Genomic DNA, 26,466 nt, shown 5'->3' with positions numbered 1-26,466 from the left:
GGTTTCTGACCGGGGTGTTCGTCGTTCTAGCCGGCCGCGTGGGGCTCGGCCACCTGCTTGAAGAGGTTTGTGATGCGGATCGTGGAGCAGCGTTTGCCCGCCCCATCGCGCACGACGATTTCGTGCACCGAGATCGTGCGACCGACGTGAATCGGCACGCACACCCCGGTGACGACACCGGCCATGGCCGAACCCGTGTGGGTTGCGTTGATGTCGACTCCGACGGGAACCGTGCCCTCGGGTGCCACGAAGGCCGCGTGCGTCGAACCGAGTGATTCTCCCAGCACGACATAGGCGCCACCATGCAGCAGGCCGATCGGTTGGGTGTTTCCGAGCACGGGCATCGTCGCGACGGCGCGCTCACGCGTGAACTCAGTGAACTCGATGCCCATGCGTTCGGCGAGAGCGCCCACTCCGAATCGGCTCAAGAATGCTTGGCCATCCGCGTTGTTCGGCGAGTCCACCGGCGTGGTGTCTAATGCCGTTGGCACAGTGGGTTGCGTGCCTCCCTCGGTGGATTCTGCTCGGGGTGCTGTCACCGTATCCGCTTTCTCGCGTTCATAATATCCGTGCCTCTTAGGGGCCGATCGGCGCGCCCGTCGGAGGCGGCTTGTAGGCTAAGTGGGTGTCGAACACTCAGCCTACCCTCATGCTCATAGACGGCCATTCCCTGGCATTTCGCGCGTTCTACGCGCTGCCCGTGGATAGTTTTCAAACCCAGTCCGGTCAGTACACCAACGCGATCCACGGGTTCATCGCCATGCTGATTAACCTGCTGGGTGCCGAGCAGCCCGATTCAATCGCTGTGGCCTTCGATATCTCGAGGCATTCGTTCCGCACTGATGAATACCCCGAATACAAAGGAACCCGCGGCGAGACACCGGCCGAGTTCAAGGGTCAGGTTCCTCTTCTGCAGGAGGCCCTGCACGCAATGGGGATCCGCACCATTGAGAAGGAGAACTACGAGGCGGACGACATTCTTGCCACGCTCGCGACTCAGGGGGCCGACGCCGGGTATCGCGTGCTCGTGGTGAGCGGCGACCGCGACACGATTCAGCTCGTCGATGAGCGCATCACGTTGCTCTACCCCTCGAAGCAGGGTGTGAGTGAACTGACGCGGTACGACACGGCAAAGGTGCTTGAGCGCTACGGCATCAGGCCCGAACAGTATCCCGAAATTGCCGCACTGGTCGGCGAGACGAGCGACAACCTGCCCGGGGTGCCCAAGGTGGGCGAAAAGACCGCGGTGAAGTGGATCAACCAGTTCGGCTCGCTGGAGGAGATTTTGCGTCGCCAGGACGAAATTGGCGGGAAGGTGGGGGAAAGTCTCCGCGAGCACGCACATCTGGCCGAACGAAATCGTCGCCTGAACCGACTGGTGCGTGACGTTGACCTCGACCTGAGTGTCGACCAGCTTGAGCGCGGCAACATCGACATGGCGGCCGTGCAGCAGGTGTTTGCCAAGCTGGAGTTCCGCACTCTGCTGCAGCGGGTGAGCAAGCTTGCGGGCATCGATGCGGCCGACGGGAGCGCCGCCGCGGCCGCAAGCTCGCTCGCGCCCCAGCTGCCTGAACGTCGTCTGCTGCTCGACGAAGAGCTCGGCGACTGGCTATCGAAGGCGGTGCAGCCGGGCATTGTGATTTCCGACACGGGCAGTGGTTTCGAGGTGGGGATCGCCACCCCTGATTCGACCGTGCTGGTGCACTGGCAGCCCGGTGGCCGTGATTACCTACAGTTTGAAGAATGGCTTGCTTCAGAAGCGCCCAAGGTGCTGTTTGACGCAAAGGCGCAGCTGAAACTCGCGGCGCGAGCTGGGGTTGCCATGCGCGGGATCGAGGGGGACGTCTTGATCGCCGCCTGGCTGCTGCGGCCGAGCACGCCGGAGAAGACTCTCGACGAGGCAGTGTTCCGATTCTTGGGCGAGCAGGTGCCGAAGGCCGACCCGAACCAATTGCTCCCCGAGGAGGGTGCGGGGGCGGGGCCCGAAGCTCTTGCCTGGTACCTGGTGCGAGCTCACGAGGTCGCAGTGTCGCGCTTCGAGGGGCGTACGGGATCGATCTATACAGATATCGAACTGCCGCTGGTGTCGGTGCTGGCCGCACTCGAGGATCGCGGCGTGCAGATTGATCTCCCGCTCTTGCAGGCACACGAGGCCGAGCTTCGGGAGCGTGTGGCCGAGCTTGAGCAGCGCGCCTTCACGGCGATTGGCCGAGAGGTCAATCTCTCCTCGCCCAAGCAGTTGCAGCAGGTGCTCTTCGACGAACTGGACATGCCGAAGACTCGCAAGACCCAGACGGGCTTCACGACCGACGCGGCCGCGCTCGCGGACCTCCAGGCCAAGAACCCGCACCCCTTCCTCGATGCGCTCCTCGCACACCGAGATGCCAACAAGCTGCGTCAGATCGTTGAGGGGCTAATTAAGGCGGTGCAGCCCGACGGAAGGATCCACACCACCCTGTTACAGATCGGCGCGAGCACTGGGCGCCTCGCCTCGACCGAGCCGAACCTCCAGAACATCCCGGTGCGCACGGAGGAGGGGCGTCGGCTGCGCGAGGGCTTCATTCACGCGCCCGAGTTCGAGGCACTCATGACGGCCGACTACTCCCAGATTGAAATGCGCATCATGGCGCACCTCTCGGGCGATGTTGCGCTGATCGAGGCATTCATCGAGGGTGAGGATCTCCACCGGTTCGTGGGCTCACGCATCTTCGGGGTGACCCCGGCTGAAGTGACTGCCGAGATGCGCTCGAAGGTGAAGGCGATGTCGTACGGTCTCGCCTACGGGCTTTCCGCCTTTGGGCTCTCGAAACAGCTGGGTATCTCGGCGGCAGAGGCCAGGCAACTCATGACCGACTATTTTGAGCGCTTTGGCGGGGTGCGTGACTACCTGCGATCGGTGGTTGAGCAGGCCAAGCGTGACATGTTCACCGAGACGGTGTTCGGCAGGCGTCGGCCGTTCCCCGATCTTGCGAGCCCGAATCGGGTGTTGCGCGAGAACGCCGAACGCGCGGCGCTCAACGCCCCGATTCAAGGCACGGCTGCCGACATCATGAAGATCGCGATGATCGGCGTCGAACGACGCATGCGCGAGGCGAAGCTGTCGTCGCAAATGATCCTGCAGATTCACGATGAGCTGATGTTCGAGGTTGCGCCCGGTGAATGGGAAGAACTCGAGGTGATTGTGCGTGAGGAGATGGGGGGAGCAGCAGACCTCACGGTGCCGCTCGAAGTGCAGGTCGGCCGCGGCCCGAACTGGAATGCCGCAGCGCACTAGCATTCGCGTGCACCAGGCTAGACGTTCGAGGAATCGGACTTGGGTTTCCATCTTCTGTCGCATAGACTGAAATGTCACAACTGTGACGAATCAACCATGTCCACATGCTGGATGGTGCGTTGATCCGCGCGAATCCTTTGCGTGAATCACCGTGTCCAGCCTGATTCCCTGTCCATCTGGAGACCAATTACATGACGAATGCAACGACCGAAAAGGCAAGCAAGCAGGTCGCAATTAACGACATCGGCTCGGCCGAAGACTTCCTTGCCGCGGTCGAGAAGACCCTGAAGTTCTTCAACGACGGCGACCTCATCGAGGGCACCGTGGTGAAGATCGATCGCGACGAGGTTCTCCTCGACGTGGGCTACAAGACCGAGGGTGTCATTCCCTCGCGCGAGCTGTCCATCAAGCACGACATCAACCCCGACGAGGTGGTGAAGGTTGGCGACGCTGTTGAGGCACTCGTGCTCCAGAAGGAGGACAAAGAAGGCCGCCTGATCCTGTCGAAGAAGCGTGCGCAGTACGAGCGTGCGTGGGGCGATGTGGAGAAGATCAAGGAGACCGACGGTGTCGTCACCGGTACGGTCATCGAGGTCGTCAAGGGTGGTCTGATCGTCGACATCGGGCTTCGCGGCTTCCTTCCCGCTTCGCTCATCGAGCTTCGCCGCGTTCGCGATCTCACGCCCTACCTGGGTCAGGAGATCGAGGCCAAGATCCTCGAGCTCGACAAGAACCGCAACAACGTGGTGCTGTCACGTCGCGCGCTGCTCGAAGAAACGCAGTCGGCTAGCCGTTCGTCCTTCCTCGCTGACCTCAAGCCCGGCCAGGTGCGCAAGGGTGTCATCTCCTCGATCGTCAACTTCGGTGCGTTCGTTGATCTGGGTGGCGTGGACGGTCTCGTGCACGTCTCCGAGCTCTCCTGGAAGCACATCGAGCACGCCTCCGACGTTGTCGAGGTGGGCCAGGATGTCACCGTCGAGGTGCTCTCGGTTGAGCTTGATCGCGAGCGCGTCTCGCTGTCGCTCAAGGCTACGCAGGAAGATCCGTGGCAGGTATTCGCCCGCACCCACGCGATCGGTCAGATCGCACCGGGTGTCGTCACCAAGCTCGTGCCCTTCGGCGCGTTCGTGCGTGTTGCGGACGGCATCGAGGGCCTCGTGCACATCTCGGAGCTGTCGGGTCAGCACGTTGAGCTCGCTGAGCAGGTCGTTTCGGCCGGCCAGGAGGTCTTCGTCAAGATCATCGACATCGATCTCGAGCGCCGCCGCATCTCGCTCAGCCTGAAGCAGGCGAACGAGGGCGTCGATCCCGAGGGCACCGAGTTTGATCCCGCGCTCTACGGTATGACCGCCGAGTACGACGATAACGGTGAGTACAAGTACCCCGAGGGCTTCGATCCTGAGACCCAGGAGTGGAAGGAAGGCTTCGAGACCCAGCGCGAGAAGTGGGAGCAGGAGTACGCTGCAGCCCAGGCTCGTTGGGAGTCACACAAGAAGCAGGTCGGCCAGTCGCTCATTGAGCTTGCTGAAGCCCCCGCGACCGATTCGGGCGCGACGAGCTACTCGAGCGAGTCGCAGGCTGGCGCGCTCGCTGACGACGAGGCACTTGCCGCGTTGAAGGCACGTCTCGAGGGCAACTAACCCCTTACTCTGAAGGCCTGGCCAGGGATAATTCCCCGGCCAGGCCTTTGGCGTCTCATCGAGTCGGTAGGGTGTCTCTTATGCAGCTCATTGCGTTAACCGGGGGTATCGCCGCGGGAAAATCCACCATCGCTCGGAGGCTGGCAGAGCTTGGAGCAGTCCACATCGATGCCGACAGCCTCGCCCGAGAGGCGGTTCTGCCGAATACCCCGGCACTGTCGCAGATTGTGGATCGCTTCGGCACCCACGTCCTGGGCGCCGACGGCATGCTCGACCGCCAAGGACTCGCACAGATCGTGTTCAGCGATCAGGGTGCTCTTGGCGACCTCAACGCGATCGTGCACCCCGCCGTGCGTGAACTCACGGCGCGGCGCATCGCTGAGGCAGAAGCGGCCGATCCAGATGCCGTGGTCGTATACGACGTTCCGCTCCTTGCAGAGGGCGGAGAGGTGCGGCCGTTTGACCTCGTCGTGGTCGCCGAGGCGCACCCCGAGGTGCAACTCCACCGTCTGGTGACGATCCGTGGGATGAATCACGATGACGCTTCCGCCCGCATCGCCAGTCAGGCGAGCAACGAAGAGCGCCGTGCGATTGCCGACGTGCTGATCGACACGGGTGGGTCAGAAGAGGAGACGCTGGCGCAGGTCGACGAGCTGTGGCTGCGACTTACGGGAGGGGCAACTGCCGCCTGATGAGGGAACCTAGCCGCGTGCGAACTCCGCGAACCAGTTCAGTTGAAACTGGGCAACCGCGGCGATGATGAACAGGTTGATGAGTACGATCACCCAGACCCACGAGTTGAGCGATCGGAAGAAGCGTCGACCGCGCGCCGACAGTGGAATACTTCCTGCGGCGAAGGGGTGGATGAGCCCCGACCACCACAGCGGAATCATGGCCACCCAGGCCACCATGCACCAGGGGCACAGGGTGCCGAGCGCGAAGATGCTCTGGAATTGCAGCCAGCCGACCAACACGAACCCGCCGAATAGCCCGAGCTGATACAGCCGCCAGAACCAGGCCCTAAAGCGGGCACCCGCGAGGAGTGCTACGCCGACGGCGATGGGTGCGACGAATGCACTCACACCGATGATGGTGTTGCTGAAGCCGAGTATGGACCCCTGCCACGAACCCATGTTGGGGCCGCAGGTGACAAGCACGCTGATGTTACAGTTCGGCACGTGAGCGGGGCTCTGTAGGGTCTTGATGTATTCAGTCAAGAGCTCGAATGATGCGAACCATCCGACCATTCCCAGAAGAATCGAGAGGATCGCGAAGCCGACCGGGCGCGCGGTCTGTTGGGGCGCTGTGCTCATGCCGATGATCCTACTGGGGTGCACTGCGCGTTCCCTGCTTCCGCGTGCCATAATGGAAGCCGTTACCTGGTGTCACGAAGACGCTCGGTACGACAGTCTTTTTTGGTCGCAGGGCGACCAAGCACGAGGCACCCGCCTCGCGCAGCACAGTATTCGCGGCGGCCACGCTGCAAGAGATTTTCCCGCAGATGACACAGCGCGTCTCGGACAGAGGAGTACACCAGCAATGGTGAATGAACCCGAATTTGAAACCGTTTCCACTGAACATACCGATGTTGAGGAAGCCGCAGCAGGGCACGAATCAGCGCCTGAATCCTCCTCTGTGGTCGGTAGTGAACCCGCGGCAGATTCCGTGGGTGAGGGCGACGTCGTCACCGATCCAGTTGCGGTCACGGAGCTGGCAACGTCAAGCGAGCCGGAAACGACAAGTGAGTCGGAAACGACAAGTGAGCCGGCAACGACAGTCGAGCCCGAGACGGCAGCAGAGCCAGTTGCCGCACCCGAGCCTGAAGCTGAAGCTGAAGCTGCGGCCGAGCCCGAGTCGGCACCCGCACCGATTCTCTTGCTTCCACTCTCAGAGATGACACCTGAGGAGCGGTTCCGCGCGACCACCCGCCTCATCTTCTTGGCACCTGATGTTCCTCCGGTACAGCCGCGTCAGCGCCGCACCGAACTTCGCCAGCTTGACGACATCCTTGATCGCCAGTTCACGCGAAACACCCGCGAAGATCGCGCGGAGGCTTTTGAAAACGACGAGTTTGAGGGACGCGAAGCTCCTGCGAACCGACGTCGCACCCGCCGTCGCAGCGGCCCGGACTCATACGTTGAGGAAGAAGCGGCGCGCCCCCCGGCCAGACAGGCCCCGCTGATCACCGAACCCCAAAAGGTTAAGGGATCCACCCGCTTAGAAGCGAAGAAGCAGCGTCGACGCGAGGGTCGCGATGTGGGCCGGCGGAGGCGCCTCGTCATCACGGAGTCCGAGTTTCTCGCGCGCCGTGAGTCGGTAGACCGACAGATGATTGTGCGCACCACGTCGGATCGCATTCAGATCGGTGTGCTCGAAGATAAGGTGCTCGTTGAGCACTATGTCGCTCGCTCGAGTGAGTCGTCGATCATCGGTAACGTCTATCTCGGCCGCGTGCAGAACGTGTTGCCCAGCATGGAGGCAGCATTCGTTGATATCGGTCGCGGTCGTAACGCAGTGCTCTACTCGGGCGAGGTTGACTGGTCTGAGTTCGAGGGAACCAGTTCGGCTCGCCGTATTGAGAATGCCCTGAAGCCGGGCGATCACGTGCTCGTTCAGGTGACCAAAGATCCGATTGGGCATAAGGGTGCGCGACTCACCAGCCAGGTCTCGCTTCCGGGGCGTTTCCTGGTCTACGTGCCCGGTGGCGCCATGAATGGTATCTCGCGCAAGCTCCCTGACACCGAACGCGCCAGGTTAAAGAAGATCCTCAAAGAGGTGTTGCCGACGGGCGCCGGTGTCATCGTGCGTACCGCTGCCGAGGGGGCCACCGAAGACCAGCTGACGAACGATGTGCAGCGCTTGACGCGGCAGTGGGATTCGATTCAGCAGCGCGTTGCGAAGGGTGGCGGCCCCTTGCTGCTGCACTCGGAACCCGACATGCTCATCAAGATCGTTCGTGACGTATTCAACGAAGATTTCCACAAGCTCATCATCTCGGGCGACGACACGTATGACACCATCACCGGCTATCTCGATCAGGTCGCGCCGGAGCTCCTTGAGCGGGTAGAGAAGTACGACGCGAGTCGCGACATCTTCGACGAATTCCGCGTCAGTGAGCAAATCTCCAAGGCACTCGACCGAAAGGTGTGGCTGCCCTCGGGGGGTTCCCTCGTGATCGATCGCACCGAGGCCATGACCGTTGTCGACGTAAACACCGGCAAATTCGTCGGTTCTGGCGGAAATCTCGAAGAGACCGTCACGATGAACAACCTTGAAGCTGCCGAGGAAATTGTGCGGCAGCTTCGCCTGCGTGACATCGGCGGAATCATCGTGGTCGACTTCATTGACATGGTGCTGGAGAACAACCGCGATCTCGTGCTTCGCCGACTCGTCGAATGCCTGAGCCGGGATCGTACGAAGCATCAGGTTGCGGAGGTCACTTCGCTCGGACTCGTGCAGATGACCAGGAAGAAGCTGGGTTTGGGGCTCCTCGAGGCGTTCAGCGAGCCCTGTGAGGTGTGCGCCGGTCGCGGGATCATTGTTCATCATGAGCCGGTCAATCGTCATCGGAGCGCGGATTCGCCGACTCCGCGTACCAAACGTCGGAATAACTCAACGTCGCAACAGGCACCGAACACGCAGACTCATGCCATCACTGATGAGTCACGTAACATGCTCGCGAAGATCGCCGCGAAGACGATTCCCGGCGCGCAGGAGCATCATGAGGAAAGCGGCGGGCAGTCGCAGAACAAGGAATCTCGCGAAGGTCAACGCGGTGAGTCGCAAGTATCTGAGTCATCGTCCGCTTCCGCACGAGTTAGCACGTCCGAGGCTGCCGATCTCGTCGAGCAGCTCGTGGTCGATTCCGCGAGTCGGCGCTCGGGGCGAGGGCATCGCGCGAGTTCTGAGCGACCACTGGCATCCAGTGCGGAGGCGCTCAGCTCACCATCGCCTGACGACCTGCTGGGATCGGTGCTCGACGCGCTTCCTCCTGCGCCCGAACCGGGCCGCAGCCGCAGTCGTGGTCGTCGCGTGAGTACCCCTGCAATTCGGGGAGACAATCCCACGCCCACGATCGAATCGGCCCAGGGTGAGTCTTAACACGCCGACCCTGGCTGCATTTGACCGTACCGATGGTTTGCGATAAAGTTGACCGTTGGTGCCACTCAAAAACTGAGTGGTCTCTTGCATGGAGCGCTATGCGCGCTCTCCCCGACAGCTCCCGGCCTCGCCGGGAACGCGGAAGAACGTTCTCGAGGAAAAGGTAGACAATTGGTTTACGCAGTAGTGCGCACAAGCGGCCGGCAGGAGAAGGTCGAGGTCGGTACGATCCTGACCGTCAATCGGGTGACCGGTGATGCCAACGGCAAGCTCGATTTGCCCGCCCTCCTTCTCGTGGACGGCGATCAGGTCACCACCGATCCCGCGAAGCTTGCAAAGGTTAAGGTCACCGCTGAGGTGCTCGACGATCTTCGCGGCCCGAAGATCGTGATCCAGCGGTACAAGAATAAGACCGGTTACAAGAGCCGCCAGGGTCATCGTCAAGACCTCAGCCGCATCAAGGTCACCGGAATTAAGTAACCCGAGCCCCAAAGATTTCGTAAGGAGACAGGCAGATGGCACATAAGAAGGGCGCGAGTTCGACCCGCAACGGTCGCGACTCCAACGCACAACGTCTCGGTGTGAAGCGCTTCGGCGGTCAGCAGGTGAGCGCAGGTGAGATCCTCGTTCGTCAGCGTGGCACACACTTCCACCCCGGCGCCAACGTCGGCCGCGGTGGCGACGACACGCTGTTCGCACTGGCTGCAGGCGCAGTCGAGTTCGGCGCGAAGGGCGGCCGCAAGGTCGTCAACGTGGTAGCCGCAGCGTAAGTTCGGTTTGTAATAGGCAGGGGCGAGCTTCGGCTCGCCTTTTGCCGTATCTAGGGTAGTTCGTTGAGAAGGATGAGGGGAGGCGCGTAATGGTGACGTTCGTTGATCAGGTGCAGGTGCACTTGCAGGCGGGTCGCGGGGGCAATGGTTGTGTGTCCGTAAGACGAGAAAAATTCAAGCCACTCGCGGGCCCAGACGGCGGCGACGGCGGAAACGGTGGCGACATCGTGCTGTTTGCGGACCCGCAGTCGACCACCCTTCTCGACTATCACCGTAGACCCCACCGCGTTGCAGAGAACGGCGGCTTCGGTGCTGGCGACTACCGCAACGGTGCCCACGGCACCGAGTTGATCCTTTCCGTTCCCATCGGCACGGTGGTGAAAGATGGAGATGGCGAAACGCTTGCTGACCTCACCGAGCCCGGGGCGAAGTTCATCGCGGCAAAGGGCGGTCTCGGTGGGCTCGGTAACCTGTCGCTCTCGAGCCCCAAGCGCAAAGCGCCGGGCTTCGCTCTCTTGGGCACTTCGGGCAATTCGGGAAGTTTCACGCTTGAGCTGAAGACGATCGCCGACGTGGCCTTGGTTGGCTACCCGTCAGCTGGCAAGTCGAGCCTGATCGCCGCGATCAGCGCGGCAAAGCCGAAGATCGCAGACTATCCGTTTACTACCCTTCACCCGAATCTTGGGGTGGTGCAGGTCGAAGAGCACCGCTTCACAGTGGCAGATGTGCCTGGCCTGATTGAGGGCGCGAGTACGGGGAAGGGCCTCGGGCTCGATTTCCTGCGCCACGTTGAGCGGTGCAGCGCGCTGCTCCACGTGCTCGATTGCGCCACGCTCGAACCGGGGCGTGATCCACTATCTGACCTTGAGGTGATTCGCGCGGAACTCGCGGCCTACCCAGTGCCCGAGGGTCAGACCCCCTTGCTTGAGCGTCCGCAACTCATCGCGCTCAATAAGGTCGACGTGCCAGAGGCGCGAGAGCTCGCCGACTTTGTGAAGCCGGAGCTTGAGGCTCTCGGCTACACGGTCTTCGAGATCTCGACGGTCTCGCACCACGGCCTGCGCGAACTCAGCTTCGCGATGGCAGAACTCGTCGAGACGGCACGTGAGCGCGAGCTTGCTGCGGCGATCGACTCGCCACGGATCGTGCTGCGGCCGCGCCCGGTCAATGACAGCGGATACCGTGTCGTGACCGAAGGTGGGTCGTATGGCACCATCTTCCGTATTCTCGGCGCGAAGCCTGAGCGCTGGGTCGAGCAGACCGACTTTACGAATGACGAAGCTGTGGGATACCTCGCGGATCGACTGCAGAAGCTGGGTGTCGAAGATGCCCTCGTGAAGGCGGGTGCCGTTGCGGGATCAACGGTGGTTATCGGGCCCGGATCTGGCGTTATCTTCGACTGGGAGCCGACGCTCACGAGCGCTGCCGAGGTGCAGATGGGTGCCCGCGGTACTGACGCGCGGGTCGATTCCACCGATCGGCGCACGAACCAGGAGCGTCGCGTGGATTACCACGATCTGATGGATGCTAAGGCTGCCGCGCGCGCCAATCTCGAGTCCGAGCGAAAGGCCGGGCTCTGGAACGAAGACTCGTGATCGAGGGGCACGGGAACGACGGTGCGCCACCGCGCTTCGCGGGATCCCGAATCGTGGTCAAGGTCGGCTCATCGTCGGTAAGCGGAGACAACGCGGCACAGATTCCGAGCCTTGTCGATTCACTCGCCAGGCTGCACCGCTCGGGCAGCGAGGTCATTCTCGTGTCGAGCGGTGCCATCGCCACGGGGGTGCCGTTCTTGCGGCTCGACGAGCGGCCTGACGACCTCGCGACTCAGCAGGCCGCTGCTGCGGTGGGCCAGAACATCCTGGTGAACCGGTATCAGCGCTCGCTGAGTGTGCACGAAATTATCGCCGGGCAAGTGCTGCTTACCGCTGGTGATATGGAAAACCCGACGCACCGAGGCAACGCGAAGCGCGCGATTGAGCGGTTGCTGGCGCTTGGGATCCTTCCCATCATCAACGAGAACGACACGGTCGCGACGCACGAGATCCGATTCGGTGACAACGACCGGCTTGCGGCTCTGGTGGCCAAGCTGATCCAAGCGGATCAGTTGGTGTTGCTCTCTGATGTCGACGCGCTGTACACGGCCCCGCCCACGACTCCCGGCGCCACTCGCATCGCGCACGTCGCGTACGGCGACGAACTCGAGGGCGTGGAAATTGGTGCCACACAGTCAGGCTGGGGAACCGGGGGAGCTGCGACCAAGGTTCAGGCGGCCAGGCTTGCTGCCGAAGCTGGCACTGAGGTGCTGCTTACCGAGACTAAATTGCTTGCCGGCGTACTCAACGGCGAACCACACGGCACCCGGTTCTCGGCCAAGGCGCGGGCGGATCGCTAAACTGGGGCACATGAGTGCCTCAGATACCTTCATCGACCGACTTGACACGGCCCGCCAGGCTGCCCGCGGGCTCGCACAGGCGACCACAGCGCAGAAGAATGCTGCTCTTGCCGCAATTGCAGATGCGATCGAGTCGGGTGTCGATCAGGTGGTGGCCGCGAATCAGATCGATCTGGATCGTGGCCGCGAATCAGGGCTGACGGAGGGCTTGCTTGACCGTCTACTGTTAAACGAGTCGAGACTGCACGGGCTCGCCAACGCGGTGCGAGACGTGATTGCTCTGCCCGACCCGATCGGTCAGGTCGTGCGAGGAAGCACACTGGCCAACGGCATCCAGATCACTCAGGTGCGGGTGCCCTTCGGTGTTATCGGTGCGATCTACGAGGCCCGCCCAAACGTCACCGTAGATATCGCCGCATTGGCGCTGAAGAGCGGAAACGGCGTGGTCTTGCGCGGGGGCAGCGCCGCCGAAAACTCGAATCGGGAATTGGTAGGAATCATTCAACAGGCGATTTCTGCCACCGGGCTTGACGGCGGCGCGGTGCAGACGATTGACGACTTCGGGCGAGAGGGCGCCAGTCGACTGATGCGTGCCCGCGGCTATGTTGACGTGCTCATTCCTCGGGGGAGCGCGGGGCTGATCTCGACGGTGGTGCAGGAATCTACGGTGCCGGTGATCGAAACGGGATCGGGCATCGTGCACGTCTTCGTCGATGCGAGCGCTGATCCCGAGAAGGCCTTGGCGATCGTGCGGAATTCGAAGACGCACCGCCCGAGTGTGTGCAACGCCGCAGAAACACTGCTCGTGCACCGCGACGCTGCCGAACGGTTGCTGCCTCGCTTGGCTGACGAACTGGTGGATTCCGGAGTTCTCCTCCGGGGCGACGAGGCATCACGCGGACTTGCTGCAGGTATCGCCGAGGCAAGTGAAGATGTCTGGGCCACCGAGCACCTTGCGCTTGAAATGGGAGTAAGAGTGGTCGAGTCACTTGACGAGGCGCTCGCGCACATCGAGCGATACTCGACCCGCCACACCGAGGCGATTGTGACTGAGGACTACGCGAGCGCTCAACGCTTCCTCGCGGAGGTTGACTCAGCGGTCGTCATGGTGAATGCCTCGACGCGCTTCACCGACGGTGGAGAGTTCGGCTTCGGCGCTGAGGTGGGGATCTCGACGCAGAAGCTGCACGCACGCGGCCCGATGGGGCTCTCAGAACTCACGAGCACCAAGTGGCTGGTGCGGGGAGATGGCCAGACTCGCTAGCGTGTCGCGGCCTCACCACTCGAAACCTGGGAACCCGCTAGACTGACTACGTTCAACGTACCGTAATGAATGCAGGGGAAGCTTGATGTCTGTTCTCGCAACGATCGCACTTGCCGCCGAAGAGGGGCATCACGTCGTCAACGAATTGTGGTTCCCCGCGTTCTTCTTCGGGGTCATCATGTTCGTGCTGTTTGCTGCTCTCGCGGCTGTCACCTTCAGCTTCCGTGATGTTGCGAACCGCCACGCGGAAAAGGCCGAGGCGTATGCCCGCGAGCACGGCAACACCCAGCATCACTGAGATTGAGGCGCCGCGTAAGCGACGCACTGGGGTGATGGGTGGAACGTTTGACCCGATCCACCACGGACACTTGGTCGCAGCCAGTGAGGTTGCGAAGTGGTTTGACCTGGACGAAGTGATATTTGTGCCGACGGGCGAGCCCTGGCACAAATCAAACGTTTCACCGAGCGAGCACCGATATTTGATGACCGTGATCGCGACGGCTTCTAACCCGAACTTCCGGGTGAGTCGAGTCGACATCGATCGCGATGGCCCGACGTACACCGTTGACACCCTGCGCGACCTGCAGGCCATGCATCCGAATTCCGACCTGTTCTTTATCTCGGGCGCCGACGCGGTGGCCCAGATCGTTGGTTGGAAAGACGTGCCCGAGCTGTGGGATCTCGCACACTTCATCGCGGTGTCACGGCCGGGCCATGAGCTCTCGCTTTCGGGATTATCTGATGAACACGTAAGCTTGTTGGAAGTGCCTGCGTTGGCGATATCCTCAACCGACTGCCGCAGTCGCGTTGCCAGGGGGTATCCCGTTTGGTATTTGGTACCCGACGGGGTTGTGCAGTACATCGCCAAACACGATCTGTACAGCGAAGAAAGTGACTGACGCATGAGTGACAATGAAGAGGATCGCCCACTGAGCCGACGCGAGCGTCGACTTAAAGAATTGGGCGAGACGGGTATGAATCCCGTGGTATCCGGTGCAACGGCGCCCGGAGCGGATCCACGAACAGACCTCGTCGATTTCGAGGAAATCGTCATCTCGCCGGTTGACGAGCATGGCCGGCCTCGCACGCGTCGTGAGATGCGTGAACTCCGCGAGCAGGCACTCGCCGAGCGTGCTGCCCAAGCCGAAGAGGTTGCTGCGCTCGAGCCGAGCGTCAACGCTGACGTTGACGCTCCAGCCGAGGAGTCTGAACCGGGTGTGACCGATGCCCCGGTCATTCAGGCCGATGAGGCGCCGGAAGTAGTTGCAGACACTGAAGCAACTACGGACACTGAAGCGGTCGAGATCGAGAAGCTCTTCGAGGCCGAGGAGACTGTGGCGGTTCAAGACGACGCTGCAGGAGATCCGCAGCCCGATTCCTCTGTGCCCGCTTTTGATGATCACCTTGCACAGACTCAGCCATTTTCGCCCGCTGATTTCGCCGCAGCCACCACCGCAGCCGAAGTTGACGAGGTCGTCGAAATCCACTCCGACGAAGATGGCGATGCCGACGAAGACGGCGATGAGATGTTGGACGCGGAAATCGCCGCAGACACAGTTCCCATCAGCGCGATCCGCGAGCGATCCACACGGGCCGCAGAAGCCCCGCAGGCGTATACGTTTCCTGACATTGCGCCACTCGATGACGGAATTTCTGTGTTTGACAATCCGGCCTCGCGCGGAGTCTCGGGGAAAGACCCGGGCTCCGTGGGCGAAAATGGCGGGGGCTTTGATGACATCATTTCGCGTGCCGTGGCGCAGGAGGGCGCGGCGAGCGCTTCGAGTTCGTCCGCACTGATTTTGCCCGCTATGCCCGAGAGTGGCCAGCTGGCCGGTCGTCTCGGTGAAACCGGGGAGCTGTACATTACTGGCTCCATTGAGCTGCCGAGGTCACTGGGTGAAACCGGCGGCCATGCGAGCCTGCTCGACTCGGTCGAGGCGGATCCGCTCGATGAATTGGGTTTTGCAGATCGTGCGGCGAGTTCCGGCGGCATCGCCCCGGTCTCAGCCGCGCGCGCAGTGAGTGCCCGAGCAACGCTTGGTCCGGTCGTGACCGAGGCGCAGAAAGAAAAGAGTAAGCTCCCCGTGGTGCTGATTGCCACGGGTGGCGGCTTGGTAGTGGCCGTTGTGGCGCTACTGGTATGGGGAGCAACTTCAGGGATGTTTGGTTAAACGTGAAAGATAGCCCAAGTGTGCAGCAGATGCTGCGTACAGCAGTACTGGCAGCCGAGTCAAAGGGTGCAACGACGCCGGTGGCGTTGGAAGTATCCGAGCACTTCGCGCTTGCCGATGTGTTCCTCATTGTCAGCGGAAGCGTCGAGCGCAACGTGCAGGCCATCTCCGATGAGGTGGAGGACGCGCTGAATGCCTCGGGTGCCCGCACCATCCGGCGCGAGGGTCGCGGCGGTGGTCGATGGGTGTTGCTCGACTTCGGCGACCTCATCGTGCACGTGTTTCACCAGGAGGATCGCGAGTTCTACCAACTCGAGCGCCTCTGGAAGGATTGCCCCGTCATCGACCTCGAAGGCTTCATCGCCGAGACCGCGGATTTGCAATCTGATCAGGGCGATAGTGTAAAGTAGAAGAGTTGTCGGGTGAGCATTCGCCCGACTTCCTATGGGTCTGTGGCGCAGCTGGTAGCGCACCTGCATGGCATGCAGGGGGTCAGGGGTTCGAGTCCCCTCAGATCCACCATGTGATGAGTCGGGACATGGGTTACACCATGAGTCGCGACATAGGTTAGACAGTTGGCGGGACTCGATCCACAACACGGGCTATCGGTAAACACGGTGAAGCGTGGCGGGTTCAGTGCATCTTCGCCGAAGATGCGTCAGGGTTTGTCTGGGTTCACTCCCATGAATTCGGTACTACTCTGAACACACATCCACCTCGTGTAGAGGTCCAGGTGTTTCGTTCCAAGAGGTTGACATGACGACTCGAACTGGTTCCGTTTCACAACGCCGCTGGGCTTGGATTCTTTGCACCTTCGTTTTGATTGCGCTGGTCGTCGGATTGGTACTCTTCAAACCCTGGCTCTTGTTCATCGAAGTAGAAGTCAATGACACGCTTCCGCTCACCACTTCCGAACGAGAACGGAGCGACAGCCCTCAGGAGGCTGAATCCAACGCAGCGCCCGAGTCTCCTCGTGATGCGCCCCAGCCTGCCACCGTTCTTTCGCGCGGAGAATCTACCTCCCACGAACACGTAACTTCCGGACTTGCTCAAATAGTTGAACTACCGGACGGAAGCAGACAACTCCTTCTCGAGAACCTGCGAACAAGCAATGGACCGGACGTGCATGTCTGGCTCAGCTCCGGTCCAGTTGTTCCCGGAACTGACGGATGGTTCACCGCAGGTCAATACGACTTCATTGACCTCGGCCTCATCAAAGGAAATATAGGAAACCAGCTTTACGATATCCCCGATGATGTCAACCTCGACGCGTTCCTAACAGTGGACTCATGGTGCGCACAATTCTCCGTCTCATTCGGAGCAGCCTCACTGTCCCCGCAGTGAATCGGCTCCGATCTCCGATGGCGAGACCCGGCCAGAACCGCAAGTCGTGCTGGCGCGCGTGTCGCACGCTGCACCGCGGATCCGCCAATATAGGAACCAGCGAAACCCCGCTGAATCGTTTCTCAGTAGAAAGCGTGTGCATGTCTGATCGCATCAATATCTCCTCCGGCTCACCCTACGAAGCGCAGATGGGGTACTCCCGCGCGGTCAAGAAGGGCAATTTCGTGTTCGTCTCGGGTACGACGGCCGGTGATGTGGGTGAGAATGCTGTGGATCAGGCTCGTGAGGCATTCCGCCGCATCGGCGCCGCGCTCGAGCAAGCCGGTGCCTCACTGAGCGATGTGGTGCGCACCCGCGTCTACCTCGCAGATATCGCAGATTTCGATGCCGTCGGCGACGTGCACGGCGAGGTGTTTGGCGAGATCCGCCCGTCAATCGTGATTCTCGCGGTGGCGGGCCTGGCAGCCCCCGGCCTCAAGGTGGAGATTGAAGCCGACGCACTGATCTGAGCTCTGGCGATCACTCGCGGCGACACAGTGAGTGACGACACAGTGAGCGCAGCGGAGCCGCTTCCCGTTCACCCCGAGCGATCTGCGAGCCACACCGCACAGTCGGTGGGCAGGCGATCCGTCACCGTAGGTGAGCTCGACACGAGGATCTGCATGTGTGCGGGGATCGGCCAATCAGCCTCGCCGAGATTCAGCACGACGCGGATCACCCCACGCCGAGTCTCGACATCGAATGCTAGGAGGTGTTCGCCGAGTTCGACGAACACGAGCGCCCCGGTGCCGAGGGCCAGAGAGCGACGCGTGGCGAGCAGTGTGCGATACAGCTCCAGGGTGGATCCGCTGACCCCCTCCTGTTGATCCATCGCAAGCTCGCCGAAACCCGTCGGCTGGGGGAGCCAGGACCGTCCCGACTGGCTGAAGCCAAAGGCCGGTGCGTGCCGTTCCCACGGAATCGGCACGCGGCACCCGTCCCGCCCGAGCACTGCGCCCTCCGTTCGGCGAAAGGTCGGATCCTGCCGCACGTGCGCATCGAGCTCAAGCACCTCGGGCAGACCGAGTTCCTCGCCCTGATAGAGGTACGCGCCGCCGGGGAGCGCGAGCAGCAGCGTGGTTGCCGCACGCGCACGCCGCAGGCCGAGCTCGGGGTGCGGAGTCGGCACGCGGGTGCCGAGCTGCGGTGTCGCCTCATCGCCCACCCACCCGAGCCGGGTGGCGTGGCGGATCACATCGTGATTCGAGAGCACCCAAGTCGTAGGGGCACCGACCGAATCGTTCGCCCGGAAGGAATCGGTGATGCTCGTGCGCAGCGCAGCCGCGCTCCATGCCGAACTGAGAAGCGCGAAATTGAACGCCTGGTGGTGCTCGTCGGGTCGCACGTAGCGTGCCAGCCGGTCGTGCGGCTGCACCCACGCCTCTGCCACCATGGCGCGTTCGCCCGGGTAGCTCTCCAGCAGCTGGCGCCACGATCGGTAGATCTCGTGCACGCGATCTTGATCCCAGAAAGGTGCAGCGTGGGTCGGGATCACGCCAGCCTGCAGATCCTCCGCGGTGTGCGCGAAATCCGGGAGTCCCGGAGCCTTCATCATGCCGTGGGCGACGTCAACGCGGAATCCATCCACCCCGCGGTCCAGCCAAAAGCGCAGAATATTGAGGAACGCTGCCCGCACACGGGGATTCTCCCAGTTGAGATCGGGCTGCCCGGAATCGAACAGGTGCAGGTACCACTGCCCATCGGGAGTCTTCGACCACGCCGGCCCGCCGAACACCGAAGGCCAGTTGTTGGGGAGTCGCTCCGGGTCGGCGGGGTCTGGATCGCGGAAGATGTACCAGTCGCGTTCGGGGGAGCCCGGTGCGGCGGCGAGCGCCGCGCGAAACCAGGGGTGCTCGTCGCTCGTGTGGTTGGGGACGAGGTCGACGAGCACGCGCAGCCCGAGCTCGTGGGCGCGGGCGATGAGCGCGTCGGCATCGTCGAGGGTACCGAACACCGGATCCACATCACAGTAGTCGGCCACGTCGTACCCGCCGTCGGCCTGCGGCGAGACAAAGAACGGGCTGATCCACACCGCGTCTGCGCCGAGCTCGCGCAGGTACGTGAGCCTTGAGGTGATGCCCGGCAGGTCGCCGACCCCGTCGCCGTCGGAATCGGCGAACGAGCGCGGGTACACCTGGTAGATGACCGCGCTGCGCCACCACTCATCGGTTGCGGCGGCCGCGTGCGCGGGTGAACGCGCGGGTGGACGCGGGGGGAGTGGATCGCTCACGGAGTGACCTTTCGGATGGTGCGAGTGGTGCGGGCGGCGTGGGTGCGGTGACTCGTGTCTTGGATCTGGTCGGAACTGACGCCAGGCACCGTGGAGAACAGCACGACCGACTGCGCCAGCGTCGGGTAGCTGCCCGATGCGGTGTTCGTCGCGGCGCCCGTCTCGGTGCTCGTCGCCCAGGGCCTGGCGGAGTCAATCTCGAGGTGCCAACTCAGCCCAGCGTCAGCTGGCGGAAGGCGCACCTCGCTCGCGCCCCCCACGTTGACAATCATGAACACTGCATCGGTAAGCGCCTCACCGTGCACATCGCCCGCCGCGCCGCGCAGTTCTGCGGCCATCAAGCGGCACTGCGGATCATTCCAGTCCTCGGGCCCGGGCTCGCTGCCGTTCGCCAGGCGCCACACCACATCCTGATGCCCATCCTGGCGCAGGGCGCCGTGCAGGAAGCGGCGCTGGCGCAGCACCGGGAGCCGGCGCCGCACCTCAGTCAGACTCCGTACCAGGTCGAGCAGCTCGGTGTCGGGCGAGGTCCAATCGACCCAGCCCAGCTCGTTGTCTTGCGGGTAGGCGTTGTTGTTTCCACCCTGGCTGTTGCCGATCTCGTCGCCGGCGAGCAGCATCGGTACCCCCTGCGAGAGCAACAGGGTCGCGAGCATTCCGCGCACACGTCGCGCCCGCGCCGAGACCACGGTGTGATCGTCGCTGGGCCCTTCGAAGCCGAGGTTGTCTGAGTGGTTCGCGTCGTGCCCGTCGCGGTTCTCCTCTAGATTGGCCTCGTTGCGCTTCTCAGAATACGAGACCAGATCGGCCAAGGTGAATCCGTCGTGCGCGGTAATGAAGTTCACCGAAGCCGTGGTGTCACGCCCTGAGTGGTCGAAGAGCACGGCGGAGCCGAGCAGTATCGACCCGAGGTTGACCTGCCCAAGTGGATCACCCTTCCAGGCGCGGCGCACGCCGTCGCGAAAATGGCTGTTCCATTCCGCCCACGGGAGAGGAAAATGGCCGAGCTGAAACCCGCCCGGCCCCAGATCCCACGGCTCGGCGATGAGCCTGACCGTGGAGAGCACGGGATCCTGCTGCACCGACTGGAAGAAGGCGCCTGCGGAATCGAACCCGTGCGCGGTGCGGCCAAGGGTTGCAGCCAGGTCAAACCGAAACCCATCAACTCCATAGTGCTGGGCCCAGTGGCGCAGACCGTCGAGCACCAGGCGTAGCACCATCGGCTGATCCACGGCCAGGGTGTTGCCCGTGCCCGTGTCGTTCACGTAGTGTCGCCCCTGATCGAGCAGCCTGTAGTACCCCCGATTGTGGAGGCCGCGGTAGCTGAGCGTCGGGCCGAGCTCGTCGCCCTCGCCGGTGTGATTGAACACCACATCGATGATCACCTCAATTCCCGCCTCGTGGAGGGTGTAGATCAGGTGGCGCAGCTCGGCCTCGGCATCGCGGTGCGCGTAGCGAGGCTCGGGCGCGAACCAGGCGATCGGTTGGTATCCCCAGTAATTCTTTAAGCCTCGTTCGACGACGAACTGGTCGTCGAAGAACGCCTGCACGGGCATGAGCTCAACCGCGTTCACCCCGAGCGCGACAAGGTGGTCGATGATCGCCGGGTGCGCCATGCCGGCGTAGGTTCCGCGAAGGTGCTCGGGCACGCCCGGGTGCGCCGCCGAGATGCCCTTCACGTGTGCTTCATACATCACGAGGTCGGGGAGTGCGTGGTGAGGCCGATTTGAGGCGGGATCGGGCGCGGTCGATCTGCCCGGATGCGCGTCGGTTACCACGCACTTGGGCACGACCGGGGCGCTGTCGCGCGCGTCAAAGGTGAGATCGGAGCCATCAGCGGCGTCGTACCCGGAAAGCAGTGGATCCCAGTGCAGCGTGCCATCAAGGGCTCGCGCATACGGGTCGATGAGGTGCTTGTTCGGGTTGAATCTGAGCCCCTCGGCAGGCAGATAGGGGCCATCTGCGCGGAGTCCATATCGGGCACCGATACCGACTCCCGTGATGTGCGCGTGCCAGATCCCGCCGTCGCGCGCAGGGAGCGCGATCCGCTCCTCGACATCGTTCGCATCAAAGAGGCAGAACTCGAGCAGCGTGGCCTCGGGCGCCCACACGGCGACGTTGACCCCGCCGGAATCCGGCGTGACTCCCAACGGCCAGGGCCGCCCCGCAGTGACCGCGCGATTCACGAAGTGCGTCATTTCACCAGTTCCGAGAAGAGTTCGGCGTATCTGGCCGCCGACGGCTCCCAGCCCACGGGCGTGCGCATGGCCTGGTCGCGGAGCCTCAGCCAGGCCGGGCGATCCGCATATACCTCGCGGGCGCGCGTGAGCGCCCAGCCCAACCCGGCCGCGTCGATGTCGGCAAAGGTGAAACCGGTGGCGGTGCGGTCTGCGAGGTGCTCGGGTGAGGCATCGACGACCGTGTCGCGCAAGCCCCCGGTCGCGGCCACCACGGGCATCGCGCCGTACCGCAGCCCGTACAGTTGGGTGAGCCCGCACGGCTCGAAGCGCGACGGCACGAGCACGAGATCGCCGCCGGCATACATTCGATGGCTGAGCGATTCGTCGTAGCCGATTCGCACGCCCATCCGACCCGGGTACCTGGATGCCAGCTCGCGCAGGCCGTGTTCGTAGCCCGCGTCTCCCGATCCGAGCACGATGACGACGCCACCTGCTTCGATGAACTGCGGCAGCGCCTCGAGGAGCAGATCCACCCCCTTCTGATGCGTGAGTCGCGTGACGACAACGGCCAGCGGGCCAGCGGGGGAGTCGAGCGAGAACTCGTCGAGGAGCGCACGCCGATTGCGTTCCTTGGCGTCGGGCTTGTCGGCGGAGTAGGCGAGCACGTGCGGGTCGCTCGCCGGATTCCACAGGGTGGTGTCGATGCCGTTGAGCACACCCGTCAGTTCGCCGCGGTCGCGCCGGGCCGCGATCACCCCCTCGAGGCCAAACCCGAACTCCGGTGTCGTGAGCTCCTCGGCGTAGGTGGGACTGACCGTGGTCACTCGGGTCGCGTGCATCAGGCCAGCCTTGAGGGAGCTCACCAGGCCGTGGTACTCGAGGGCCTCGGGGTGAAAATCCCAGGTCGGCAGGCGCAGCCGATCGAGCTGGTCGGGGCCGAAGATGCCCTGAAAGGCGATGTTGTGGATCGTCATCACGCTCGGAACCCGCGCGCCCGCGTATTTCAGGTACGAGGGCACCAGGCCGGCGTGCCAGTCGTGGGCGTGCACGATATCGGGCCGCCAGCGATCGCTCGTGCCCTCGATCGCGAGCCGCGCGGCGACCCAAGACAGTGCGGCAAAGCGCACGTGATTGTCGGGATACTCCTGACCGCCGTCGCTGTAGGGGTCGCCGGGCCGGTCGAACAGGTGCGGCGCATCGAGCAGCAGCAGGTCAAGCCCCTGATAGGTTCCGTAGTGGATCACGGCGGGGCCGCCGAAGAGGTCATCGTCTCGCCAGATCCGTCGGGTCTTGCCCACCCGCTCGATGAGTCCGGGGTAAGCGGGCATGAGGATCCGCGTGCGCCAGCCCAGAGGCTGCAGCGCACCCGGGAGCGCGCCCACCACATCGGCGAGCCCGCCGGTTTTCACCAGCGGAGCGCACTCGGAGGCCACCGAGAGGATGCGACGGGGAATTCGGGCCATGGCTCAATCTCTTCTCTGCGGGCGTGTCGTCTCGGGCGAGGCTCCGCCTATTCCAGGGCGGCGGCGCGTCGATCGAGCATCGGCTGGGTGATGAGCACCACCCCACCCTCCGTGCGTCGGAACCACCGCGCATCCTCTGCGGGATCTTCGCCGACGATGAGCCCCTCAGGTATGCGGACCCCGCGGTCGAGCACGCACTTGGTGAGCTGGGCGTTCCGAGCAACCTCGACGTAGGGCAGCGACACGACATAGTCGAGCGAGGAGTAGGAGTGGATCCGCCCGCCCGTGAAGAGTAGCGAGTTGCGCACATCGGATCCACTGATGATGCAGTCGCCGGAGATGAGCGACTGAATGGCCTGCCCACGCCGACCGTCATCATCGTGAATGAACTTCGCCGGGGGAGTGAGCTCGGCATAGGTCCAGATGGGCCAGGCGTTGTCGTACAGGTCGAGCGGGGGCACGAACTCGGTGAGGTCGATGTTCGCCTGCCAGAAGGAATCAACCGTGCCGACATCGCGCCAGTACGGCTCAGTCTCGAGGCCGCTCATGACGCACGAATCGGCGAACTTGTGCGCGTAGGCGCTGCCACCCCGCACGAGCGCCGGAATGATGTCGTGCCCGAAGTCGTGCCGGGAATCTGGGTCTTCGGCATCGGCGAGCAGCAGATCGCGCAGAAACGCCCAGTCGAAGACGTAGATGCCCATCGACGCGAGCGAGTTGACTGGGTCGCCGGGCATGGCGGGTGGATCGGCCGGCTTCTCGAGGAAGTCGACGATGCAGCCGGTCTCGTTCACATGCATGACACCAAACGCCGAGGCCTCCTCCCGCGGCACGGTGAGGCACCCGACGGTGACGTCGGCTCCCGTCTCGACGTGCTGGCGCAGCATGATCTCGTAGTCCATCTTGTAGACGTGATCGCCCGCCAACACGATGACGTAGTTCACGTCGTAGTCGTCGACGATGTCGATGTTCTGCGTCACCGCGTCGGCCGTGCCGAGGTACCAGTTGCCGTCGCCCACGCGCTGACTCGCGGGAAGGATGTCGAGGTACTCGTTGCGCTCGGCGCGGAAGAAGCCCCAGCCGCGCTGCAGATGGCGGATCAGCGAGTGGGCCTTGTACTGGGTCGCGACCGCCATCTTGCGCACGCCGGAGTTGAGCGCGTTCGAGAGCGGGAAATCGATGATGCGGGATTTCCCGCCGAAGTGCACCGCCGGCTTCGCGCGCCGGTCGGTTAACTCCTCAAGTCGGCTCCCGCGGCCGCCAGCCAAGACGAAGGCCATGGCCTGACTGGCCAGCCGCTCGCCGGGAGCCGATGGCGGTGCGGAACGAGGTGGGTGCATCATGTCAGATCCTCCACAAAGTAGATTGCCGAGAGCGGGGGGAGTGTGAGCATGGCCGACTGCGCCTCGGTGCCAGTCGGAATGGACTCGGTCTCGATGGCACCGGTGTTGCCGCGGTCGCCACCACCGTAGAGTGCCGAGTCGGTATTGAGCGCCTCGCGCCAGCGGCCGGGCATGGGGAACCCCACCCGGTAGCCGGTGCGCGCGACGGGAGTCAGATTGAGCACGACAACGACGTGCGCGTCTCCGGGGTCGCCGCGGCGCACCCAGGCGAAGACTTGGTCGTCGACAGCGTCGACTAAGAGCCACTGGAATCCGTTGCCGCGGGTGTCGCCCCTGTGCAGCGCGGGTTGCTCGCGGTACAAGCGGTTGAGGTCGCGCACGACGGCCTGCACGCCGAGATGACCGGGATCCTGAAGCACGCCCCAGTCGAGTTCGGCGTTGTGGTTCCACTCGCTCGGCTGCCCAAACTCCTGGCCCATGAAGAGCAGCTTCTTCCCGGGATAGCCCCACATGTAGCCGTAGAAAGCCCGAAGATTGCCGAGCTTATCGGCATGAGAGCCCGGCATGCGCCCATACATCGAGCCCTTGCCGTGCACGACCTCGTCGTGGCTAATGGGCAGCATGAATTTTTCCGAGAACGCGTAGGTGATCCCGAAGGTCAGCTCGTTGTGGTGATGCTTGCGGTAGATCGGATCCTTGCCGAAGTATCGCAGCGAATCGTTCATCCAGCCGAGGTTCCACTTGTAGTCGAAGCCGAGCCCGCTCTGGTCGACCGGCCGGGTCACTCCGGGGAACGCGGTGGACTCCTCGGCGATGATCGCGGTGCCCGGGTACTCCTCGGCGGCCACGGCGTTGGTCTCTCGAAGAAACGCGATGGCTTCGTAGTTTTCTCGCCCCCCATCGCGATTAGGGATCCAGCTGCCCGCCTCACGCGAGTAGTCGCGGTAGATCATCGAGGCGACGGCATCGACGCGCAATCCGTCGAGGTGGTACTCCTCAAGCCAATACAGCGCGTTAGAGACCAGGTAGTTCAGCACCTCCGGGCGACCGTAGTTGAAGATCAGCGTGTTCCAGTCGGGGTGGAAACCCTCGCGGGGGTCGAGGTGTTCGTACAGCGCCGTGCCATCGAAGTGGCCCAGACCGTGCTGGTCGGTGGGGAAGTGTCCGGGAACCCAATCGGCGATGACTCCGAGGCCGCGGGCGTGCGCCGCGTCGACGAACGCCGCGAACTCCTGCGGAGTTCCGTAGCGGATCGTTGGTGCGAACAGGCCGATCGGCTGGTAGCCCCACGAACCGTCGAACGGATGCTCGCTGATGGGCATCACCTCGATGTGCGTGAAGCCCAAATCGGCCGCGTACTCGACCAACTCGACGGCCAGTTCCCGGTACGACAGGGGGCGCTCGCCGCCCGGCGCGTGCCGCCACGATCCGAGGTGCACCTCGTAGACACTCATGGGTGCCTCGGCCGCGTTGGTTCGGCTGCGGTGTCGAACCCAGGCCTCGTCTTGCCACACGTGTTGGCCGAGACGGCGCACCACCGAGGCGGTCGCCGGAGGATGCTCGCTGCCGAAACCGACCGGATCGGCTTTGGGTGGGAGGCGCTCGTCGCTGGCACCCAGAATGTCGTACTTGTAGACGGTGCCCTCGGTAAGACCCGGGAGGAAGATCTCCCAGACCCCTGTGGCTCCCCGCGCGCGCATGGGGTGAGCGGTGGGGTTCCAGCTGTTGAAGTCGCCGACGACGGACACCCGCTGTGCGTTCGGCGCCCAGACGGCGAAGTGCACCCCGTCAACCAACTCGTGAGTGATGGGGTGGGCGCCGAGCGCCTCCCACAGGCGACGATGCGTGCCCTCACCAATGAGGTACTCGTCGAGACTGCCGATCACCGGGCCGAACCGGTACGGATCCTCCCGCTCTTCGACGAACCCGCCGTGCCAACGGATGCGAAGTCGGTAGTGCGGCAGAATCGCGCCGACAAAGATGCCCTCTCCGACCGGGTGACGCTGCAACGGGGCCTCGTCGGTATCGTTCACTACCCAGACGGACTCGGCACCGGGCAGGTGCGCGGCGACATGACGACCATCGCTGGTGGGGCCGAGCGCGGCAAAGGGATCCGGGTGCAGACCGTGCGAGAGCTGTATGGCTTCTCCGGCGCTCAGCACCGATGGTGTCGCGCCTTCAACTGCCAAACGAGCCTCCTTCACGAAGCCTTTACCGCTATCCAAGCACAATCCAGGCTCGTCGGGTGACGC

At 63.3% G+C, this 26,466-nt stretch carries 22 protein-coding genes and 1 tRNA gene; 16 read left to right on the top strand and 7 right to left on the bottom strand.

The features are described 5' to 3' along the window. Positions 1-26: 26 nt before the first annotated feature. A complete protein-coding gene (locus tag ACTNFK_RS07670) occupies positions 27-464 on the bottom strand; it encodes a hotdog fold thioesterase (RefSeq protein WP_433646645.1) in 438 nt (145 codons plus the stop codon). Between the two features lie 185 nt (positions 465-649). On the opposite strand from ACTNFK_RS07670, the gene polA reads away from it, so the two are divergent. The 3 genes from polA (at position 650) to coaE (ending at position 5,606) form a co-directional block, all read left to right on the top strand. Beyond that, a complete protein-coding gene (gene polA / locus ACTNFK_RS07665) occupies positions 650-3,274 on the top strand; it encodes a DNA polymerase I (protein ID WP_435936738.1) in 2,625 nt (874 codons plus the stop codon). Positions 3,275-3,465: 191 nt separating this feature from the next. Further along, positions 3,466-4,914, top strand: coding sequence for a 30S ribosomal protein S1 (gene rpsA / locus ACTNFK_RS07660; RefSeq protein ID WP_433646541.1), 1,449 nt, complete (start codon positions 3,466-3,468; stop codon positions 4,912-4,914). 80 nt (positions 4,915-4,994) lie between these two features. After that, entirely contained in the window at positions 4,995-5,606 is a 612-nt protein-coding gene (coaE, locus tag ACTNFK_RS07655) for a dephospho-CoA kinase (RefSeq protein WP_435936737.1), read from the top strand. Between the two features lie 9 nt (positions 5,607-5,615). On the opposite strand, the gene ACTNFK_RS07650 is transcribed toward coaE, so the two are convergent. Continuing rightward, positions 5,616-6,227, bottom strand: a complete 612-nt coding sequence (locus tag ACTNFK_RS07650; protein ID WP_435936670.1) for a vitamin K epoxide reductase family protein — start codon at positions 6,225-6,227, stop codon at positions 5,616-5,618. Positions 6,228-6,453: 226 nt separating this feature from the next. On the opposite strand from ACTNFK_RS07650, the gene ACTNFK_RS07645 reads away from it, so the two are divergent. The 13 genes from ACTNFK_RS07645 (at position 6,454) to ACTNFK_RS07585 (ending at position 17,468) form a co-directional block, all read left to right on the top strand. Then, positions 6,454-9,015 carry an Rne/Rng family ribonuclease gene (locus tag ACTNFK_RS07645; protein WP_435936669.1) on the top strand — a complete coding sequence of 854 codons (2,562 nt, stop codon included), beginning with the start codon at positions 6,454-6,456 and terminating at the stop codon, positions 9,013-9,015. 171 nt (positions 9,016-9,186) lie between these two features. Then, complete coding sequence (rplU, locus tag ACTNFK_RS07640; RefSeq protein WP_433646538.1) at positions 9,187-9,495, top strand: 50S ribosomal protein L21; 309 nt, start codon at positions 9,187-9,189, stop codon at positions 9,493-9,495. Between the two features lie 35 nt (positions 9,496-9,530). After that, positions 9,531-9,785 carry a 50S ribosomal protein L27 gene (gene rpmA, locus ACTNFK_RS07635; protein WP_433646537.1) on the top strand — a complete coding sequence of 85 codons (255 nt, stop codon included), beginning with the start codon at positions 9,531-9,533 and terminating at the stop codon, positions 9,783-9,785. Between the two features lie 89 nt (positions 9,786-9,874). Beyond that, positions 9,875-11,380 carry a GTPase ObgE gene (gene obgE / locus ACTNFK_RS07630; protein WP_435936668.1) on the top strand — a complete coding sequence of 502 codons (1,506 nt, stop codon included), beginning with the start codon at positions 9,875-9,877 and terminating at the stop codon, positions 11,378-11,380. Beyond that, on the top strand, positions 11,380-12,180 hold the full coding sequence (proB, locus tag ACTNFK_RS07625; protein ID WP_435936736.1) for a glutamate 5-kinase: 801 nt from the start codon (positions 11,380-11,382) through the stop codon (positions 12,178-12,180). Before obgE ends, proB begins: the two co-directional genes overlap by 1 nt. Before the next feature lie 10 nt (positions 12,181-12,190). Beyond that, complete coding sequence (locus ACTNFK_RS07620; protein WP_435936667.1) at positions 12,191-13,444, top strand: glutamate-5-semialdehyde dehydrogenase; 1,254 nt, start codon at positions 12,191-12,193, stop codon at positions 13,442-13,444. 85 nt (positions 13,445-13,529) lie between these two features. Continuing rightward, a complete protein-coding gene (locus ACTNFK_RS07615) occupies positions 13,530-13,742 on the top strand; it encodes a hypothetical protein (protein WP_433646534.1) in 213 nt (70 codons plus the stop codon). Next, a complete protein-coding gene (gene nadD, locus ACTNFK_RS07610; protein ID WP_435936666.1) occupies positions 13,708-14,343 on the top strand; it encodes a nicotinate-nucleotide adenylyltransferase in 636 nt (211 codons plus the stop codon). Before ACTNFK_RS07615 ends, nadD begins: the two co-directional genes overlap by 35 nt. A gap of 3 nt (positions 14,344-14,346) precedes the next feature. Beyond that, the gene (locus ACTNFK_RS07605) at positions 14,347-15,615 is read left to right on the top strand and encodes a hypothetical protein (RefSeq protein ID WP_435936665.1); all 1,269 of its coding nucleotides are present in this window, start codon (positions 14,347-14,349) and stop codon (positions 15,613-15,615) included. A 29-nt stretch (positions 15,616-15,644) separates the two neighbouring features. Further along, positions 15,645-16,025, top strand: coding sequence for a ribosome silencing factor (gene rsfS / locus ACTNFK_RS07600; protein WP_435936664.1), 381 nt, complete (start codon positions 15,645-15,647; stop codon positions 16,023-16,025). A gap of 36 nt (positions 16,026-16,061) precedes the next feature. Further along, positions 16,062-16,137: transfer RNA gene (locus tag ACTNFK_RS07595), tRNA-Ala, on the top strand. 234 nt (positions 16,138-16,371) lie between these two features. Continuing rightward, positions 16,372-16,959 (top strand): DM13 domain-containing protein, encoded by a 588-nt coding sequence (locus ACTNFK_RS07590; protein ID WP_435936663.1) that lies wholly within the window; start codon positions 16,372-16,374, stop codon positions 16,957-16,959. A gap of 140 nt (positions 16,960-17,099) precedes the next feature. Beyond that, positions 17,100-17,468, top strand: coding sequence for a RidA family protein (locus tag ACTNFK_RS07585; RefSeq protein ID WP_435936662.1), 369 nt, complete (start codon positions 17,100-17,102; stop codon positions 17,466-17,468). 68 nt (positions 17,469-17,536) lie between these two features. Here ACTNFK_RS07585 and ACTNFK_RS07580 read toward each other — a convergent pair whose 3' ends face one another. Genes ACTNFK_RS07580 through glgB form a run of 5 tightly spaced genes read right to left on the bottom strand, consistent with a single transcriptional unit; the run spans position 17,537 to position 26,403 of the window. Continuing rightward, complete coding sequence (locus ACTNFK_RS07580; RefSeq protein ID WP_435936661.1) at positions 17,537-19,228, bottom strand: glycoside hydrolase family 13 protein; 1,692 nt, start codon at positions 19,226-19,228, stop codon at positions 17,537-17,539. After that, positions 19,225-21,426 carry a glycogen debranching protein GlgX gene (gene glgX / locus ACTNFK_RS07575; RefSeq protein WP_435936660.1) on the bottom strand — a complete coding sequence of 734 codons (2,202 nt, stop codon included), beginning with the start codon at positions 21,424-21,426 and terminating at the stop codon, positions 19,225-19,227. The genes ACTNFK_RS07580 and glgX overlap by 4 nt, the downstream gene beginning before the upstream one ends. Next, on the bottom strand, positions 21,423-22,871 hold the full coding sequence (glgA, locus tag ACTNFK_RS07570; protein ID WP_435936659.1) for a glycogen synthase GlgA: 1,449 nt from the start codon (positions 22,869-22,871) through the stop codon (positions 21,423-21,425). Before glgA ends, glgX begins: the two co-directional genes overlap by 4 nt. A gap of 47 nt (positions 22,872-22,918) precedes the next feature. Then, complete coding sequence (glgC, locus tag ACTNFK_RS07565) at positions 22,919-24,214, bottom strand: glucose-1-phosphate adenylyltransferase (RefSeq protein ID WP_435936658.1); 1,296 nt, start codon at positions 24,212-24,214, stop codon at positions 22,919-22,921. Beyond that, on the bottom strand, positions 24,211-26,403 hold the full coding sequence (gene glgB / locus ACTNFK_RS07560) for a 1,4-alpha-glucan branching protein GlgB (protein WP_435936657.1): 2,193 nt from the start codon (positions 26,401-26,403) through the stop codon (positions 24,211-24,213). The genes glgC and glgB overlap by 4 nt, the downstream gene beginning before the upstream one ends. Positions 26,404-26,466 lie beyond the last annotated feature (63 nt).

Source organism: Leucobacter fengyongliangi (genome assembly GCF_052386045.1).
Note: the sequence above shows the minus strand (reverse complement) of the source record. Positions and strands in the feature narration are given on the sequence as shown.

What these genes read in the sequence shown, in the direction of transcription:
- polA (WP_435936738.1), top strand. Translation starts at nt 650, where the DNA reads ATGCTCATAGACGGCCATTCCCTGGCATTTCGCGCGTTCTACGCGCTG.
- rpsA (WP_433646541.1), top strand. Translation starts at nt 3,466, where the DNA reads ATGACGAATGCAACGACCGAAAAGGCAAGCAAGCAGGTCGCAATTAAC.
- coaE (WP_435936737.1), top strand. Translation starts at nt 4,995, where the DNA reads ATGCAGCTCATTGCGTTAACCGGGGGTATCGCCGCGGGAAAATCCACC.
- ACTNFK_RS07650 (WP_435936670.1), bottom strand. Translation starts at nt 6,227, where the DNA reads ATGAGCACAGCGCCCCAACAGACCGCGCGCCCGGTCGGCTTCGCGATC.
- ACTNFK_RS07645 (WP_435936669.1), top strand. Translation starts at nt 6,454, where the DNA reads ATGGTGAATGAACCCGAATTTGAAACCGTTTCCACTGAACATACCGAT.
- rpmA (WP_433646537.1), top strand. Translation starts at nt 9,531, where the DNA reads ATGGCACATAAGAAGGGCGCGAGTTCGACCCGCAACGGTCGCGACTCC.
- obgE (WP_435936668.1), top strand. Translation starts at nt 9,875, where the DNA reads ATGGTGACGTTCGTTGATCAGGTGCAGGTGCACTTGCAGGCGGGTCGC.
- ACTNFK_RS07620 (WP_435936667.1), top strand. Translation starts at nt 12,191, where the DNA reads ATGAGTGCCTCAGATACCTTCATCGACCGACTTGACACGGCCCGCCAG.
- ACTNFK_RS07615 (WP_433646534.1), top strand. Translation starts at nt 13,530, where the DNA reads ATGTCTGTTCTCGCAACGATCGCACTTGCCGCCGAAGAGGGGCATCAC.
- nadD (WP_435936666.1), top strand. Translation starts at nt 13,708, where the DNA reads ATGCCCGCGAGCACGGCAACACCCAGCATCACTGAGATTGAGGCGCCG.
- ACTNFK_RS07605 (WP_435936665.1), top strand. Translation starts at nt 14,347, where the DNA reads ATGAGTGACAATGAAGAGGATCGCCCACTGAGCCGACGCGAGCGTCGA.
- rsfS (WP_435936664.1), top strand. Translation starts at nt 15,645, where the DNA reads ATGCTGCGTACAGCAGTACTGGCAGCCGAGTCAAAGGGTGCAACGACG.
- ACTNFK_RS07590 (WP_435936663.1), top strand. Translation starts at nt 16,372, where the DNA reads ATGACGACTCGAACTGGTTCCGTTTCACAACGCCGCTGGGCTTGGATT.
- ACTNFK_RS07585 (WP_435936662.1), top strand. Translation starts at nt 17,100, where the DNA reads ATGTCTGATCGCATCAATATCTCCTCCGGCTCACCCTACGAAGCGCAG.
- glgX (WP_435936660.1), bottom strand. Translation starts at nt 21,426, where the DNA reads ATGACGCACTTCGTGAATCGCGCGGTCACTGCGGGGCGGCCCTGGCCG.
- glgA (WP_435936659.1), bottom strand. Translation starts at nt 22,871, where the DNA reads ATGGCCCGAATTCCCCGTCGCATCCTCTCGGTGGCCTCCGAGTGCGCT.
- glgC (WP_435936658.1), bottom strand. Translation starts at nt 24,214, where the DNA reads ATGATGCACCCACCTCGTTCCGCACCGCCATCGGCTCCCGGCGAGCGG.